At 43.2% G+C, this 15244-nt stretch carries 14 protein-coding genes and 1 other RNA gene; 9 read left to right on the top strand and 6 right to left on the bottom strand.

The genetic code is table 11. From position 1 onward, the window contains the following. Positions 1 to 32: 32 nt before the first annotated feature. From CPC19_RS10185 to CPC19_RS10165, 5 genes are read right to left on the bottom strand one after another with little or no spacing between them, the layout of a single operon-like run. The gene (locus tag CPC19_RS10185) at positions 33 to 1415 is read right to left on the bottom strand and encodes an FAD-binding oxidoreductase (protein WP_016389783.1); all 1383 of its coding nucleotides are present in this window, start codon (positions 1413 to 1415) and stop codon (positions 33 to 35) included. Further along, a complete protein-coding gene (locus CPC19_RS10180; protein WP_016389782.1) occupies positions 1415 to 2002 on the bottom strand; it encodes a BON domain-containing protein in 588 nt (195 codons plus the stop codon). The genes CPC19_RS10185 and CPC19_RS10180 overlap by 1 nt, the downstream gene beginning before the upstream one ends. Positions 2003 to 2007: 5 nt before the next feature. After that, on the bottom strand, positions 2008 to 2598 hold the full coding sequence (locus CPC19_RS10175; protein WP_015005387.1) for a phosphoheptose isomerase: 591 nt from the start codon (positions 2596 to 2598) through the stop codon (positions 2008 to 2010). A gap of 1 nt (position 2599) precedes the next feature. Then, positions 2600 to 2959: a YraN family protein gene (locus CPC19_RS10170; RefSeq protein WP_016389780.1), complete on the bottom strand. Its 360-nt coding sequence runs from the start codon at positions 2957 to 2959 to the stop codon at positions 2600 to 2602. After that, positions 2959 to 4902 (bottom strand): penicillin-binding protein activator, encoded by a 1944-nt coding sequence (locus CPC19_RS10165; RefSeq protein WP_096910796.1) that lies wholly within the window; start codon positions 4900 to 4902, stop codon positions 2959 to 2961. Before CPC19_RS10165 ends, CPC19_RS10170 begins: the two co-directional genes overlap by 1 nt. Positions 4903 to 4972: 70 nt before the next feature. Here CPC19_RS10165 and rsmI point away from each other — a divergent pair, with 70 nt between their 5' ends. The 7 genes from rsmI (at position 4973) to CPC19_RS10130 (ending at position 13271) form a co-directional block, all read left to right on the top strand. Continuing rightward, positions 4973 to 5830, top strand: a complete 858-nt coding sequence (gene rsmI, locus CPC19_RS10160; RefSeq protein ID WP_016389778.1) for a 16S rRNA (cytidine(1402)-2'-O)-methyltransferase — start codon at positions 4973 to 4975, stop codon at positions 5828 to 5830. A gap of 242 nt (positions 5831 to 6072) precedes the next feature. Then, positions 6073 to 6434: RNase P RNA component class A (rnpB, locus tag CPC19_RS10155), an RNA gene on the top strand. A 141-nt stretch (positions 6435 to 6575) separates the two neighbouring features. Continuing rightward, on the top strand, positions 6576 to 7208 hold the full coding sequence (locus CPC19_RS10150) for a TetR/AcrR family transcriptional regulator (protein ID WP_015005392.1): 633 nt from the start codon (positions 6576 to 6578) through the stop codon (positions 7206 to 7208). After that, positions 7205 to 8293 carry an efflux RND transporter periplasmic adaptor subunit gene (locus CPC19_RS10145; protein WP_016389775.1) on the top strand — a complete coding sequence of 363 codons (1089 nt, stop codon included), beginning with the start codon at positions 7205 to 7207 and terminating at the stop codon, positions 8291 to 8293. Before CPC19_RS10150 ends, CPC19_RS10145 begins: the two co-directional genes overlap by 4 nt. Further along, the gene (locus CPC19_RS10140; RefSeq protein WP_016389773.1) at positions 8286 to 11561 is read left to right on the top strand and encodes an efflux RND transporter permease subunit; all 3276 of its coding nucleotides are present in this window, start codon (positions 8286 to 8288) and stop codon (positions 11559 to 11561) included. The genes CPC19_RS10145 and CPC19_RS10140 overlap by 8 nt, the downstream gene beginning before the upstream one ends. Continuing rightward, positions 11561 to 12850: a TolC family protein gene (locus tag CPC19_RS10135; protein ID WP_016389771.1), complete on the top strand. Its 1290-nt coding sequence runs from the start codon at positions 11561 to 11563 to the stop codon at positions 12848 to 12850. Before CPC19_RS10140 ends, CPC19_RS10135 begins: the two co-directional genes overlap by 1 nt. A 37-nt stretch (positions 12851 to 12887) precedes the next feature. Further along, on the top strand, positions 12888 to 13271 hold the full coding sequence (locus CPC19_RS10130; protein WP_015005396.1) for a DUF2721 domain-containing protein: 384 nt from the start codon (positions 12888 to 12890) through the stop codon (positions 13269 to 13271). 29 nt (positions 13272 to 13300) lie between these two features. Here CPC19_RS10130 and can read toward each other — a convergent pair whose 3' ends face one another. Further along, positions 13301 to 13903, bottom strand: coding sequence for a carbonate dehydratase (gene can / locus CPC19_RS10125; RefSeq protein ID WP_015005397.1), 603 nt, complete (start codon positions 13901 to 13903; stop codon positions 13301 to 13303). 159 nt (positions 13904 to 14062) lie between these two features. Here can and CPC19_RS10120 point away from each other — a divergent pair, with 159 nt between their 5' ends. Then, positions 14063 to 14272 carry a dodecin gene (locus CPC19_RS10120; protein WP_015005398.1) on the top strand — a complete coding sequence of 70 codons (210 nt, stop codon included), beginning with the start codon at positions 14063 to 14065 and terminating at the stop codon, positions 14270 to 14272. Between the two features lie 20 nt (positions 14273 to 14292). Then, positions 14293 to 15240, top strand: coding sequence for a DnaJ C-terminal domain-containing protein (locus tag CPC19_RS10115; RefSeq protein ID WP_016389770.1), 948 nt, complete (start codon positions 14293 to 14295; stop codon positions 15238 to 15240). Positions 15241 to 15244 lie beyond the last annotated feature (4 nt).

Here is a 15244-nt window from a genome sequence, read left to right as displayed (position 1 = left end):
TAAGGGTTAGTCATCTGGTTTGGCAAGCCATTTTATGCGTCTATTGGAAATACCTTATCCGGATTTAATAGATTTTTGGGGTCAAATTGAGCCTTAATTTTTTTCATAATGCCGATAGCCGTGGCTTCTAGTTCTAAATTAATATAATCACGTTTTTCAAGCCCGATACCGTGCTCGCCAGATAGGCTGCCATTAAGTTGTATGACTAATTCAAATACCTCGGCTAAACATTCTTTTGCTCTATCTAGCTGCTCAAGCTGAACGAGAAGATTAACATGAATGTTTCCATTTCCTGCATGACCAAAATTAACAATAGGGATTTGATAATGTTTAGATAGTGCCTGAAGGCCATTAATTAACTTAGGAATATAGCTAACGGGAACAACCACGTCTTCATTTATTTTTTTTGGAGCGACTTTTCGAAGAGATGGAGAAAGGGCTTTTCTAGCAGACCAAAGCTGTTTAACTTGTTCAGCTGTATGGGCAATATGAATGTCGATGAGGCCATCGACCGATGCACTCGCTGCGACTTTATCTGCAATGGCATCCAGCCCAAATTGATCACCATCAACCTCTATCATTAGTAAGGCTTGTGCATTATCAGGTAAATCTAATTGGGCGTCTTCTTTAACCAGTGAAATTGCGGTTCCATCCATAAACTCCAAGGCGCAAGGGGTGATTGGTTGTGCCATGATGCGTGCAATGGCATTAGCCGCGGCTTGAATAGAATCGTAAGTAGCTTGAAGTGTGCGTTTGCTTTCAGCCAAAGGTGTTAGTTTTAGGGTTGCTTGGCTAATAATGGCTAAGGTGCCTTCAGAGCCAATAATGAGTCGAGTTAAGTCGTAGCCGACGACGCTTTTTGTGGTGTTTGCGCCGGTTTTTAAGGTTTCTCCACTGCCGGTAATACAGGTTAGCCCTAATGTGTTCTCGCGTGGTGTGCCGTATTTCACAGCCCGTGGGCCAGCTGAGTTATAAGCAAGGTTTCCACCAACGGTGCAAATGCTTGCGCTGGTTGGGTCGGGAGGCCAAAAGAAACCATGTTCTGCCGCCGCTTGTTGAATGGCCTGATTAGTTACACCGGGTTCAACAATCATCATGCGGTTATCAGGGTCTATGCTGATGATATTATCCATTTTCTCGGTGGATAAGATAATGGCACCATTCGATGGTACGCTAGCACCTGTTGTGCCGGTTCCGCTGCCACGTGCAGTGATGGCTATATTATGTGTGTTACATAATAGGACGGTATCAATTATTTGTTGATGAGAGCTAGGGAAAACAACAGCAAGGGGTTCTTTGTGTCGTCGGCTGTTATCATAGCCGTAACTCCAACAGTCAGCGGGGTCTAAGAAAAGTGATTTTTCGTGATAAAGCCCGGTTAACTGCTGTAAAAAGTCGTCATTTTTTTTTCTCATTAGTCAGTAATTTCAAACAACTTCACTACACGTTGAACACCGCCTACCCGCCGAACTGTTTCAATGACAGGGGTTACTTCGTGCTGTTTTAGAATACCTAATAAATAAACGACACCGTTTTCAGAAACAATTTTGACGCGAGTGGGATCAAACCCTTTTATTTTATTAAGGCTAAATAAAGCAACTTTAGCTTTGCTGGTAATCAGGCCGTCACTGCTACGAGAGACTAAAGAACTTGGCGCAGCGATTAGAATTTCATTATGTACTTTTCGGACTTTTGGTATTTTGCGCAATCTATTTGCAATATCGTTGCGCAGGCTTTCTGTTGGTGCTTCACCGGTTAGCAATAAGATACCGTTATAGCAAATAGCATTAACGTGTGTGTTTATACGAATATTATCTACGCCATATAAGACACCCAACGCTTTAAGTTCAATGGTTTGATCATCAATGACGGTGCCAGTGGTGCGTCTGTCATGAACAACGGCAGCGCCTGTAGTGGCGGTTCCAACAGCAACAGCTGCACAGCCTGATAATAAAACGATGGACAGTAAAGCGGGTACTATAAAAGCTTTTTTAAAAAACATGTTGTTTATCCGAATAATTGAAAGTCGATCAGGTCACAAAGACAATGGGTGATTAAAAGATGGACTTCTTGAATACGGGCCGTTGAGTTAGACGGTACCCTTAATTCAATGTCGCTATCTTGTAATAAATCATTAGCGGCTATCGTGCCGCCATCTTTACCAGTAATGACGATCACCAACATTTCTCGGTCATGCGCAGCACTGATGGCTGATACGATGTTCTTGGAGTTTCCGCTTGTTGTGTAGGCTAATAAAATATCGCCCGCTTGCCCCAGTGCACGTATTTGCTTAGAGAACACCTCGTCGTACGAATAATCGTTTGCAATGGAGGTTAGCGTTGAGGTGTCTGTGCTAAGTGCAATAGCTGGTAGGCTAGGGCGCTCACGTTCAAAACGATTAAGCATTTCAGAAGAAAAATGTTGCGCGTCCCCTGCCGACCCACCGTTACCGCAGGTTAGAACTTTGCCATTGTTAAGTAAGCTCTGGACAATAGCTTGGCCGGCTAATTCAATGGAGTTGGGAAGCGACTCTAAAGCGTCGTGTTTTGTTTGAATGCTATCGGTAAAGTGTTGATAGATTCTTTCTTGTAAACTCATGTTAGAACTCATCAAATGCGTTGGTAACCCATTGTATCTCATGCTGGCTAGAGGAGGGTGAAATTGCGATTACATCAAATCGAAAGTTTTGCTGGCCTGATGTGTTGGCAATGTAGTGTTGAGCACACTTTATAAGTTTAGCTTGTTTGCGTCGATCGACAGACAGTAAAGCGCCGCCAAATTTCGTTGAGGAACGGTAACGAACCTCAATAAAAACGGTGTAGTCATTGTCTTTCATAATTAAGTCAATTTCACCCAAGCGAGTACGATAGTTTCTTTGTATAAGAACAAGACCTTTTTGACGTAAAAAGGTAAGTGCTAAGTCCTCGTTTTGTTGACCAAGAGCATTAGATGAGTCCATTAAGGGGGGGCAGTATTAACTTGTTCGGTGTGTTGAGGAGAAGGCACTACTGATTGCATATTCATCGTGCGCTCAAGGTGAGGTGCCAGGCCTAATGATTTGACTTGACCGCGCTGGAATTGGCCGCAACTCAATTGCCTGTTAATGACGTTATTATTCATTGAAAGAATACCGGTTTTGCCATCAAGGCGAGCAAAATGGTTGGATTTCAAGTGTTCTAAATGTGGAATAAGTTGATACGCATCGTAACCAAAGGCAGTTAATCGACGGTGTAACCCACGAGTATTGGGCCATTGTTTTAGTGCCTGGTTGAGAGAGCCATTTTGTTGCTTATTAGGTTCGATAAGCCAGGGCATGTCACAGAAAAAAACGTCATCTAAATCACGGTTTGCCCCTTTGTTTTGCTCACCCTCGTAAATTTTGGAAGTACTAAAAACAGCAATGTCGGCAGCGCGGTGGAAACGTAATTGTGGCTTGATTAAGCGGCCTTCACGAGGGCTTGCCAATAAAAAGATAAAGTCTGCATCGTGACGACGTCTTTCTTCGAATTTGATGTTCAGGTTAAGGCGCTGACGAAGTTGTTTAAAGCGGTAAACACTGTCGTCAATTTGTAACAGGCTTTTAATGGCAGTGGAGTAGTCTGCTTGATTAGCTTCGTATGTTTGTACATCTAGAACTTGTCCACCAAGTTTTTGCCAAAGCGATGAAAAATGACCGGCTAATCGTTCGCCACTGTTTGATTGAGGCGTTAAAATTAATGCTTTTTGGTGCCCTTTTAGCCAAGCAAAACTGAGTATTTGCGTAATATCTTCTTCGGGTGACAACGAGAACTCAACGTAATGAGGGCTATGATGACTACCATTTTTATTGAGCCCAATAACAGGGATGGGTAAATCAGGTAATAAGGCTATTTTACTAAGGTTTATTTTGTCCAGTGGGCCAATAATGATGTTAACGCCATCGCTTATGGCTTGTTGATAAAGCGTTTCAACGGGTGCAGATGAGGTGTCGTAAAAATGAATATTCAGCGGCCATTTGTTGGCCATGGAGTATGCAGCAGCGGTGATGCCTTTACGAACACTAAAAGCAGCCTGTGAGAAAGGGCCTTGGCTTGGAAGGAAAACGCCTACTTTATTGGGTGCTATGAAGTTTTCTTGGGACTGTTTGGCCATGGTTAGAAGAAATGAACCATTCGCGGCGTGTGTGGGGTATTGTTGTTTCCACGATTCAACATCAGAACTGTTTGGAATAAAGGTGACTTGTTGTTTTTTTATAATGGCAAGGTCTACCCAGCCAGCCATATTGTTGTCAGCTGTTGGTAATAAAGCACGTAGAGCGTGCTCGGACAATAAAGATAAAACATTCACTAAGTCCAATTGATTATTGAGCTTGCTAGTGGGCTCATTTATGAGTGCATCTAATATAATGCGTTCGCGGGCACTTTCGATTAAATTACCAGCTTGGAAGAAAGCAGAGCTAGTCAATGTGTGAAGATCAATGCGTTGTTCGTTGTTTAAATTAAGCTCACTTACGCTCATTAATACGCTAATAGCGTCTTCGGCTTTACCTTGCTCAAGTATGAGTGTTGCGAGGGATAATTTATTATCACTGGTAAGCTGTGATGAACGTGTCAGTAAAGAGTCAATGAGCGAGTCAGCATTTGCTAGGTCGCCAGCATTAAAATAGGCCTCAATAGCAGATATTAGATATTGGTTTTTGAGAGGGGCCTGACTGTTTTTTGCCAGTTGTTTGAACAGCATTGCCGCACGAGAAAATTGTTGTTGAGACAAAGCTTCTTGGGCTTGAATTGCCAATGGGTTAGACTGTTCGACCGTGGGCGTTTCTATCGGTTCAAGAGCGCTACAATTTGCTAAAAGCAGTACGATAAACGCTATAACTACTAGTTTGAAAGGCGTAATTAAACTCTTTTTGTATGGACTCATAAACGAACGACTTAAACCGCAAAATTAAAAATGATCAAACCAGTGCTTAGTATCTTTTTCAGGGTCAACGATGTCAAACGATAAAGGCATACTTTATATTGTAGCCACACCTATTGGGAATTTATCAGATATCAGTTTACGTGCTTTAGAAGTGCTTAAGGCGGTTGATGTGATTGCCGCCGAGGACACGCGTAATAGCAAAGTCTTGTTGAATCACTACTCGATAAACACAGCGATGACGGCCTACCATGAGCATAACGAAAACAATAAGCGTCAGCTTTTATTAGAAAAGTTGAGCGCTGGCGAATCAATCGCGTTGATATCGGATGCGGGTACACCACTTATTAATGATCCGGGTTATTCCTTAGTTGAAGGGGTCAAGCAGGCTGGTTTTGAGGTGGTGCCAGTTCCCGGTGCTTGTGCGTTAATTGCGGCGCTTAGCGCATCTGGATTAGCAACAGATAGGTTTAGTTTCGAAGGCTTCTTGCCGCGAACATCGGCTGCGCGAAAAGCAATTTTTGAGATATATAAGGGTCGTCAAGGTACGCTCGTATTTTATGAATCGAGCCATCGCATTATTAAATGCATGGACGATATATTCGCTACGTATGACCCAACGCATAAGATATCGATTGCCCGTGAATTGACTAAAACATATGAAACAATTGCAACAGGGTCGGTTGCAGATATTTATCAATTACTTCAAGCAGATAGTAATATGCAGCGTGGTGAGTTTGTCGTATTGATAGAAGGCGTCAACAAAAAGCAGCATAAAAAGGATGAGCTGTCCGATGAAGACGTTAAGACCCTAGAAACTTTATTGCAAGAGTGTTCACTAAAAACGGCTGTTAAATTGGCAGTTCAATTGACCGGTCAGCCAAAGAAAGCGCTGTATAAAAGAGCACTTGAAATACAAGCTGATGATTAAAAAAAGGACAAAAACTAGGGTGAGTTTGGTCTGCTTTAATCAGGCTTCAAAACTTAATTTGCGTTGTTGCTTTAACAGAATGTTTTTATAAGGTTGCCTGGAGGTAGTGTTGAGCTTGCATGAGTAGAATGCTTGCCGTGTTAAGTAAAACTGTGTCAGTTGCCTTTTTACATTAACAATAGCAATTAATTTTTATTGTTAATAAAATTGATCGAAGAGGTATTAGTTTGTACACTGCACGCGGAGTTGGCCAGGCAGTCGCTCTGCGCAAGCAGGGAGGAAAGTCCGGGCTTCATAGGGTAAAGTGCCAGGTAACGCCTGGGGGGCGTGAGCCTACGGATAGTGCAGCAGAAAGGAAACCGCCTAAGTCTACTGGTAGACCGGTAAGGGTGAAACGGTGCGGTAAGAGCGCACCGCGTGTACGGTAACGTATCACGGCGATGGTAAACCCCACTTGAAGCAAGACCAAATAGAGAAGTAGCAACGTAAGTTGCAACGTGTGGCCCACACGGCTTCTGGGTAGGTCGCTCGAGGTGCATAGTGATATGCATCCCAGATGAATGACTGTCCACGACAGAACCCGGCTTATCGGCCAACTCCACTTACTTTTATAACGATTCGAACGCCTAAAAACAGCTCGCTTAAGTGCCAAAGGCATTGTTTTTTCATTGTTTGGCCTATGTTGCGTCGCGATATTTTATACAGTAAAATTCGCCTTAACGAACGTTAAGTAACCAGTTGGTAGATGAACGCACAAAGCAAAGAAATAAATACACGCATTAATATACTAGATAAAGCGACACCGCTGTTTGCCGCTAAAGGCTATAACGGCGTTTCTATGCGTGAATTATCTAAATTGGTTGGCTTGAGTACCGCCGCAATTTACCATCACTTTCCCGATAAACACGCGCTATATTTTGAAGTGCTGAAACACTCATTTGTTGATAAGGCGACTGCCATAGCAGGCTCTGTTTCAAACACAGGGGCACCGCTAGAGCGACTTGAAAGTTTTATCGAGCGCTTTGCCTTGATGGTTAATGACGATCAAAACGTTAGGGCGTTAGTCATGTGGGAGTTGCTGGATGGGGATGAGGCGAGGTTGAAGTTAGTGGCTGAAGAAGTGCTATTAGAGCCCTTTAAAATGGTTCTAGCCTTGGTTCAGGATATTGCCCCTGAGGCTGACCATTACATGTTAACCGTCTCCAGTATTTGGTTGGTGCTATCGCACTCAGCTACCAGACCTATGTGTCAATACTTACCGGGATGGAAGACATCTTATAGTGACCCAAGTGTTATTTCGTCACACGTTATACAACTATTGAAAAACAATATTAATACCATCAATACAGTGGCCGATGAGAGGGGCCCTAATACATGAGTTTTTTGAAAAAACAATTAACACTTATGCTGTCAATAGGTTTGCTGGTTAACCTATTAGGGTGTTCTGAGCAGCCTAAGGCTGAAAAAGCAGTGAAAGAACCTTGGGCACTGCAAACAGCACAGGTGCAAGTTGAGAGTCTACCAATAGTTTATCGAACAACAGGCTCTATTGTTTCAGATCATCGTGTTGATGTTGCCTCTAGACGCACGGGCTATATTAAGAAAATCTTGGTGCGTGAAGGTGATTCGGTGACGACCGGACAAACATTAGTGGTATTGGATGGTGCGGATGTTGAAGGTGCTATTCGGCAAGTCACCGCGTTGGTGGATAAAGCAAAATCGGCATTAAAAGATGCGCAAACCGATCTGGAAAGCTTCCAAGCATTATTTGAGCGTGGCAGCGTGTCTGAAAACAAACTCAGAAAAGTACGATTGCAGCGGGATATCGCGCAAGACACATTACGCGAAGCTAAAGCAGCGCTACAAACAACTCAGGCGCAGCGTCAATATACTCAAATTACAAGTCCAGTTAGTGGTGTGGTAGTGGGGCGGCATAAACGTGAAGGAGATTTGGCAGCACCTGCTATACCTTTACTAACAGTTGAGTCAGCTGACGGTTTGTTATTTGAAACGTATATTGGCGAGGGACAGTTAAAAAATATCAGTCGAGGAGAAACTGTTGAGCTGGTTATTGATGCGCTTGATGAATCGCTTCATGGCGTTATTGCTCGAGTTGTTCCATCGGCTGATCCGTTAACGCGTAAATCACAAGTAAAAGCCTCGTTACCGGATAACAGTAAGCTACGGCCAGGGATGTTTGGGCGAGCTCATTTTAAAGTAGGCGTCAAGTCCTCGCCGGTTATTCGTGTTGAGTCCTTGATAAGCAGGGCGGGCTTAACCGGGGTATATATAGTTGACGAACAACAGCGCATTCATTTTCGCTGGCTACGCTTAGGGAAAACAACCCGCGGAAAAATTGAAGTATTAGTCGGTTTAACGGGTGGCGAGCAAATTGTATCAGCCCCGACTGAGCGGTTACGAGAGGGTGACTCTATTCAAGCAAGGGATGTAGTGGGTGAATAATAAGCGATTAAATCCGGCGGGATGGGTTGCCCATGCTTTCGTTACCTCCAAGTTAACCGTGTTATTTATGCTCAGCTGTGTATTGCTGGGTATTATCGCTATTTTGTTAACGCCTCGTGAGGAAAACCCGCAAATTGTGGTGCCGGGCGCCGAAATTTTTGTCAGCATGCCGGGTGCAACACCAAGCGAAATAGAAGAACTGGTGATCAATCCATTAGAAGGCATTATTCGAGAAATACCTGGTGTTGATCATACCTATGCAACCGCACTGAACTCTATGGGTGTGGTGAGTGTTCAGTTTAAAGTAGGGCTTGATAAGGAAGAATCGCTCGTGAAGCTTTACGACCGAGTTCTAGGAAAACAAGACCAATTACCTGCTGATGCTTCAGTTCCTTTAATTAGAAGTGTTGATGTTGATGATGTGCCAATTCTAACGGTTACCCTGGCCTCAGAAAAATATGATGATTATGCTTTAAAACGCCTAGCAGACCATATGGTAGACCGTTTACGTAGTTTGAATGAAGTGTCGGTTGCCTACGTTAAAGGAGGGCGAGACAGGGAGGTTCGGGTCGAACTTGATCCTGAAAGGTTGTTGGGTTTTGGTATTACGCTAGACCAAATGCAGGCAGCATTGCAAGCTGGTAATGTATCGGCCCCGGTTGGCACACAAGCAATTCAAGGAAAGGTCAGTAACCTCTACTTAGATGGGTTTTTAACGTCTGCTGAACAAGTCAAAAAACTAATAATAGGTAGCTTTAATCAACAAGCTATTTACATGGAAGATGTTGCAGACATCATTGATGGTCCTCGAGAAGAACGAGACAAACTTTCACGATTTGCTTATGGCCCAGCAGACCCAAGATTTGGTTCCACCGCTACGGTAGAAATCCCCGCGGTTTCTATTGCCGTTGCAAAAAAAACCGGGACCAATGCGGTCTTCGTAGCGGATGATGTGCTAAATAGAATTGAGCGGATGAAAAACAGTTTTATTCCCGCCGGAGTAGAGGTCATTATTACGCGTAATGATGGCAAAAAGGCTGATGATGCGGTTAATAATTTGATTGAGCATCTGGGTATCGCTATCATTTCTGTTTTTGTTGTTATTGTGCTTTTTCTTGGGTTTAAAGAAGCGCTCATCGTTGGGATTAGTGTGCCTTTTATTTTGGCTTTAACACTGGGTTCTGACTATATATTTGGAATCACCATCAATAGAGTCACTTTGTTCGGTTTAATTCTCTCTTTAGGGTTATTAGTGGATTCTTCAATTGTGGTGATTGAGAATATTCATAGGCATTATAAAAGCTTATGGTTAAAGGATAAGGTGGATGTCACCGTTGAGGCCACTAACGAAATTGGGAACCCAACCAATTTAGCGACGTTTGCCGTTATGTTGGTGTTTGGTTCGTTGGTGGTGGTGACAGACATGGCAGGGCAATATTTTTTCCCCATCGCATTTAATGTGCCAATGGCCATGTTTGCGTCATTATTAGTGGCTTATATTGTTACACCTTGGGCTGCTAACCGTTGGCTCAAACCGGGTGAAGGGGAAGATTTAGAAACGCCTCATGACAATGATAAATTACATCAGTTTTACTACAACATTATTACGCCCTTATTAGCTCGTCGGCGTTATCGCTACATTACAATAGGCGTTATTGTCTTAGCTATTGTGTTATCCATGTTGCAACCAGCTTGGCAATTTATTCGCCCTGCGGGTGTGGGTGGCCCAGTGTCAGCGGGCGGTATTCCTTTAGTCTTTTTGCCGAAGGATAATAAAAACACCTTTAACATTACGATCGACATGCCTGAATTCACGCCGATAGAAGTGACCGATCAGATCACTCGCGAAGTGGGTGCTCTATTGCGTGAGCGTGATAACGTGCTTAATTATCAAAGTTGGGTTGGGCAAACGGGCGTTATTGATTTTAATGGCTTGTTAAAGGGAGCGGGTAATAAAAAAGGTCCATTTGTTGCTGAAGTGAGAGTGAATTTAACGGATAAAAAAACGCGAGATATGAGTTCTATTGATTTAGTTGCTCAGCTGCGTCCTGCAATGGAAAAAATTCAGCAACGTTACCCTGGCAGTGTTATTCAATTAGCAGAAGACTTACCCGGCCCGCCTTTACGGGCGACGGTTTTAGCTGAAATTTATGGTAAAGATCCTGAAAAGCTTCGTGAAATATCAGCCAAGGTGAGCAAGGTGTTTAAAGAGACTTACGGCGTTGTTGAGGTGCATGATTCTGAAGTGGCTGATGTGCCACAGTTTAGAGTGATTGTAGATAAAGAAAAAGCCGCTTTATCGGGTGTTTCAGTAGCGCAGGTTGTACAAGCATTGAGGCAAATGGTCAGTGGGACTGAGATGGGCCGTTTACATATTGCGTCAGAAAAAAAGATTGTGCCAATACGCTTACATATTCCTTATCAATACCAGATAGACCCAACGCTTTTATCGAGTATTTATTTAACGAACAGACAAGGGCAAAGAATACCGCTATCTGAATTGACTCGAGTGGTTAACGATATTCAAGACCGGCCAATTTTGCATAAGGATTATGAGCGCGTGACATTTGTAGGTGCAGAACTCAGCGATACCACACCGGTGTATGCAGTGATGGATATAGATCAACGATTAGACAATCTGTCATTGGGTGAAGGAGAGGTGTTAACAACGGGTAATTTACAATTACAATCGGTTACCCCTGACACGATTGATGGATACCAATTGCTATGGGATGGCGAGATTCGTTTAACCTTAGATGTTTTTCGCGACATGTTAGGTGCGCTTGGTATTGCATTGGTTTTTATCTATCTATTATTGGTCGGTTATTATGCCTCGTTTAAAATACCACTGATAGCCATGTCGGCTATTCCACTTGGGCTGATTGGTGTGTTTCCTGGGCACTGGATAGTTGGTGAACCTTTCACCTCAACGTCGATGATTGGAGTAATAGCATTAGCGGGTGTGGTGGTTCGTAACTCATTGTTAATTATTGATTTTGTAGTGGACTATATGAAAAAAGGTATGTCTGCACATGAAGCGGTTAGAGAGGCAGGGGCTGTTCGGTTACGGCCAATTTTATTGACAGCATTGGCGATTGTTTTGGGCTCTGCGGTGATGTTATCTGACCCTGTTTTTGGTGGGCTGGCGATCTCATTAATCTTCGGTACGATTGTGTCAACGGCGTTGACACTGGTTGTGGTGCCGATGTTGCTGTATTCAATGTTAACACGTCAGTCGCTTCATACTGGCTCAACAGGAGAAGACTAATGTTGTTTAAAAAAAACCAACTTTTTGCTCTTGTACTTTTGTTTGGCTGCGTGCTTCCCATGGCTTTAGAAGCAGAAACACTCGAGCAGGCATGGGATATTGCCATCAAGTATGACCATAGTCTTCAAGCGGTGCGTGAAAATACACAAGCTAGTCAATACCAGCTAGAGGCAGCAAAGGCAGCCCGTTTGCCTAATGTCACTGTTGGGGCAGGGTATAGCATGATGGAGAATGACCCAGAAGCAAAAGTAGATTTTGCGGGTGTATCAACACAATTCCCATTGGCTGAACGAGAAAGTTATTCGTACAAAGCGATGACGGTATTACCTATTTACACCGGTGGAAAAATTAGTCGTGGTATCGATGCGGCAACCTCTTCGTTAGAAGCTTCAAAAAAGTTTGAGGCGGGTAAAGTGCTAGACTTGAAGCTGAAAGTGGCTGAAGCCTACATCGCGGTGTTGCGATTAAGTAAAGCACTTGAGGTGGCAAATAGTCATGTGCTCAGCCTATCCTCGCATAAGGCAGATGTTGAAAACCTATATCAGCAGGGGATGGTATCAAGAAATGATTTATTAGCCGCGAAAGTTGCTTTGGCCGATGCAGTGCAGTCATCTATGCAGGTTGAAAATAGGCTTGATATTAGTCAATCTGCCTACAATCGTTTACTGGGGCGAGATTTTCAAACAGCGGTCTTATTGAAAGAATTAGAGCCGCAAAGAGTAGACCTTTCGTTGGATATGTTATTGGCTCAAGCGATTAAGCAACGTTACGAATTGCGTGTTTTAAAAGAACAGGCCGACGCACTTAAATCCAAAGCAAAGGCTGTTCAAGCAGGTAATGCGCCACAAGTTGCTTTAACGGGCGGTTATGATTTTCAAGAAAACGAGTATCAGGCACATGAGGGTCAATGGTTAGTAGGTGTCGGTGTGAAATGGACGTTGTTCGATGCAGGCCTAATTCGTCATCAATCGTCAGCAATGGCTCGTCAAGCGCGTTCACTTGAAAAACAATATGATGAAGTATTAAGCCTTGTTAAACTGCAAGTAAGGCAATATTGGCTAGACGTACAAGAAACACGTAAACGTCTTGGCGTAACCGAGCAATCTATTGATCAGGCAGAAGAAAACCTAAAGGTTAATCGTGATCGGTATGAGCATGGCTTATCAACCAATACCGATGTGCTTAGTGCCGAAGCACTACGGAAAAACAGCCAGAATAACCATGCAAATGCTGTTTATGATGCGGTCTTAGCAAGCATTAGGTTAAAAAGGGCTATCAGTGATTTATAAGCGCTCTATCAACTTACATAAAGAATTTTAATCAAGTATGGAACTATCGACCCCCGCCTTATTATTTCCCGCTATTTCATTGTTACTACTTGCCTATACGAATCGCTTTTTGGGCTTGGCAAACGTTATCCGCGGTTTACATCAGCAAATTAATGAGACGAATAAGCAGCTTATTGCACGTCAGATTATCAGTTTGCAGTTGCGTATAAAGTTAATCATCTGGATGCAAATTTTGGGGGTACTAAGCATTAGTTTTTGCGTAGCTGCGATGTTCCTATTATTTTTAGCGGCTGGTGATTTCGGTCAATGGGCTTTTACTATCAGTTTAGTACTCATGATGCTGTCGCTGGTTGTTTCACTATACGAGCTGATTATTTCAGGCCATGCACTTAATATAGAACTTGAAGATATCGATTGTTAGCCAATAAATGGTAGTCAGTAATACGACTGTTACCCGTGAGTGATAGGCGTATTAGTAATATCTTTTAGAATACCGTTCTTAATATTGTAAACCCAGCCGTGTACCGATAAGTCAGCACCACTTTTCCAAGCATTCTTGACGATAGTGGTGTCACAAACATTAGCTACTTGCTCAATCACGTTTAATTCACATAAACGGTGTTCCATTTCTTCCTGATCAGTAATTGCATTTAACTCAGTTGCGTGAAGGCGATGTACATCTTTAATGTGCCCAAGCCAATTATCAATAAGCCCATGGTCAACGTCCTCCAGTGAGGCTTTGATACCGCCGCAACCATAATGGCCGCAAACGATAATATGCTTAACTTTAAGTACTTCAATGGCAAACTGCATAACCGACAAGCAGTTTAGATCACTGTGGATAACCATATTAGCAATGTTACGATGAACAAAGACCTCACCTGGGGCAAGATTCAGTAGCTGATTGGACGGTACTCGGCTATCAGAGCAGCCAATCCAAAGGTACTCGGGTGATTGCAGTTTAGATAAATTTTTAAAAAAGTTTGGGTCTTCGTCTGTAATGGACTGAGCCCACTCTTTATTTTGTTTAAAAAGATGTTCCAGCTTTTTCATATTCATTTGCCACGATGATTTTTAATGGTGATTAAATTTTACATGAATTTGGGTCACTATCTCACCGATCTTTAGGTCAAATGAATCGATTGCTAAATAATTGTCGGTTCCGACTTAAAGGTATATGCTAAAAGTACCAACAAATGATAGGAGGATAAGATGAGTCATCATACCTATAAATATATTGAGCTAACGGGTAGTTCAGAAGTCAGCTCGGACGATGCAATAAAAAATGCCATTGAAGCTGCGGCTAAAACAACCCGTAATATGGATTGGTTTGAAGTGATAGAAACGCGCGGTCACCTAGCCCAAGGGCAAATTAAACATTGGCAAGTAACCGTTAAAATAGGCTTCCGGTTAGAAGACTAAGGAGTAAAGCGGGGTAGCAGATGGATTATAAAGATTATTACACCATTATGGGTGTTGAGCGCGATGCGAAACAAGATGAGATAAAACGCGCGTATAAGAAGTTAGCACGTAAATACCACCCTGATGTAAATAAAGCTGACGATGCAGAAGCCCGTTTTAAAGAGGTGGGTGAAGCCTACGATGTATTAAAAGACCCAGAAAAGCGTGCGGCTTATGACCAGTTGGGTGCTAATTGGAAAGCTGGTCAAGACTTTAACCCACCACCAAATTGGGACGAGGGTTATGAATTTAGTGGTGGTTACAGCGATGGCGATGGTGCGGACTATAGTGACTTTTTCGAGTCTTTATTTGGCCAGCAGTTTAACCAAGGGCAAGCAGGTCGTCAGCAAGCCGGTTTTAACGCACGAGGGCAAGATCATCATGCCAAAGTAAGCATAGAACTCATGGATGCCTACTATGGTGCAATACATAGTATTACCCTAAACGCCGCTGAATTGGACGCTAACGGGCAAGTAGTCACTAAACAGCGAACCTTAAAGGTAAAAATCCCTAAAGGGGTTAAAAAAGGCCAGCGGATTCGTTTGGCGGGTCAAGGGTCGGCCGGTATAGGCCAAGGCGGCAAAGGTGATTTATACCTAGAAATTGATTTTAAAGCACACCCTTTTTACCGTGTCGATGGGCATGATGTGTACCTGGATTTACCTATTACTCCATGGGAGGCAGCCTTAGGCGCGAGCATTAAAGTACCAACGCCCGATGGGCCGGTCGATATGAAAATACCAGCGGGCACAAAAGGTGGCGGTAAAATGCGATTAAAAGGGCGGGGTATACCTAGCACACCACCGGGTGATTTATACGTAGTGCCACAAATTACCTTGCCAGCAGCGGATACTGAAGAGGCAAAAGCGTTGTACCAGCAAATGGAACAAACTTTAGGTTATAACCCACGTAGTAAATTGGGAGTGTAATGAC

It is taken from the genome of Cycloclasticus sp. PY97N, assembly GCF_002443175.1.
GTDB classification, from domain to species: domain Bacteria; phylum Pseudomonadota; class Gammaproteobacteria; order Methylococcales; family Cycloclasticaceae; genus Cycloclasticus; species Cycloclasticus pugetii.
Note: the sequence above shows the minus strand (reverse complement) of the source record. Positions and strands in the feature narration are given on the sequence as shown.

Excerpts from the sequence above, each read along its gene's own strand:
- CPC19_RS10185 (WP_016389783.1), bottom strand. The coding sequence starts at position 1,415 with ATGAGAAAAAAAAATGACGACTTTTTACAGCAGTTAACCGGGCTTTAT.
- CPC19_RS10180 (WP_016389782.1), bottom strand. The coding sequence starts at position 2,002 with ATGTTTTTTAAAAAAGCTTTTATAGTACCCGCTTTACTGTCCATCGTT.
- CPC19_RS10175 (WP_015005387.1), bottom strand. The coding sequence starts at position 2,598 with ATGAGTTTACAAGAAAGAATCTATCAACACTTTACCGATAGCATTCAA.
- CPC19_RS10170 (WP_016389780.1), bottom strand. The coding sequence starts at position 2,959 with ATGGACTCATCTAATGCTCTTGGTCAACAAAACGAGGACTTAGCACTT.
- CPC19_RS10165 (WP_096910796.1), bottom strand. The coding sequence starts at position 4,902 with ATGAGTCCATACAAAAAGAGTTTAATTACGCCTTTCAAACTAGTAGTT.
- rsmI (WP_016389778.1), top strand. The coding sequence starts at position 4,973 with ATGTCAAACGATAAAGGCATACTTTATATTGTAGCCACACCTATTGGG.
- CPC19_RS10150 (WP_015005392.1), top strand. The coding sequence starts at position 6,576 with ATGAACGCACAAAGCAAAGAAATAAATACACGCATTAATATACTAGAT.
- CPC19_RS10145 (WP_016389775.1), top strand. The coding sequence starts at position 7,205 with ATGAGTTTTTTGAAAAAACAATTAACACTTATGCTGTCAATAGGTTTG.
- CPC19_RS10135 (WP_016389771.1), top strand. The coding sequence starts at position 11,561 with ATGTTGTTTAAAAAAAACCAACTTTTTGCTCTTGTACTTTTGTTTGGC.
- CPC19_RS10130 (WP_015005396.1), top strand. The coding sequence starts at position 12,888 with ATGGAACTATCGACCCCCGCCTTATTATTTCCCGCTATTTCATTGTTA.
- can (WP_015005397.1), bottom strand. The coding sequence starts at position 13,903 with ATGAAAAAGCTGGAACATCTTTTTAAACAAAATAAAGAGTGGGCTCAG.
- CPC19_RS10120 (WP_015005398.1), top strand. The coding sequence starts at position 14,063 with ATGAGTCATCATACCTATAAATATATTGAGCTAACGGGTAGTTCAGAA.
- CPC19_RS10115 (WP_016389770.1), top strand. The coding sequence starts at position 14,293 with ATGGATTATAAAGATTATTACACCATTATGGGTGTTGAGCGCGATGCG.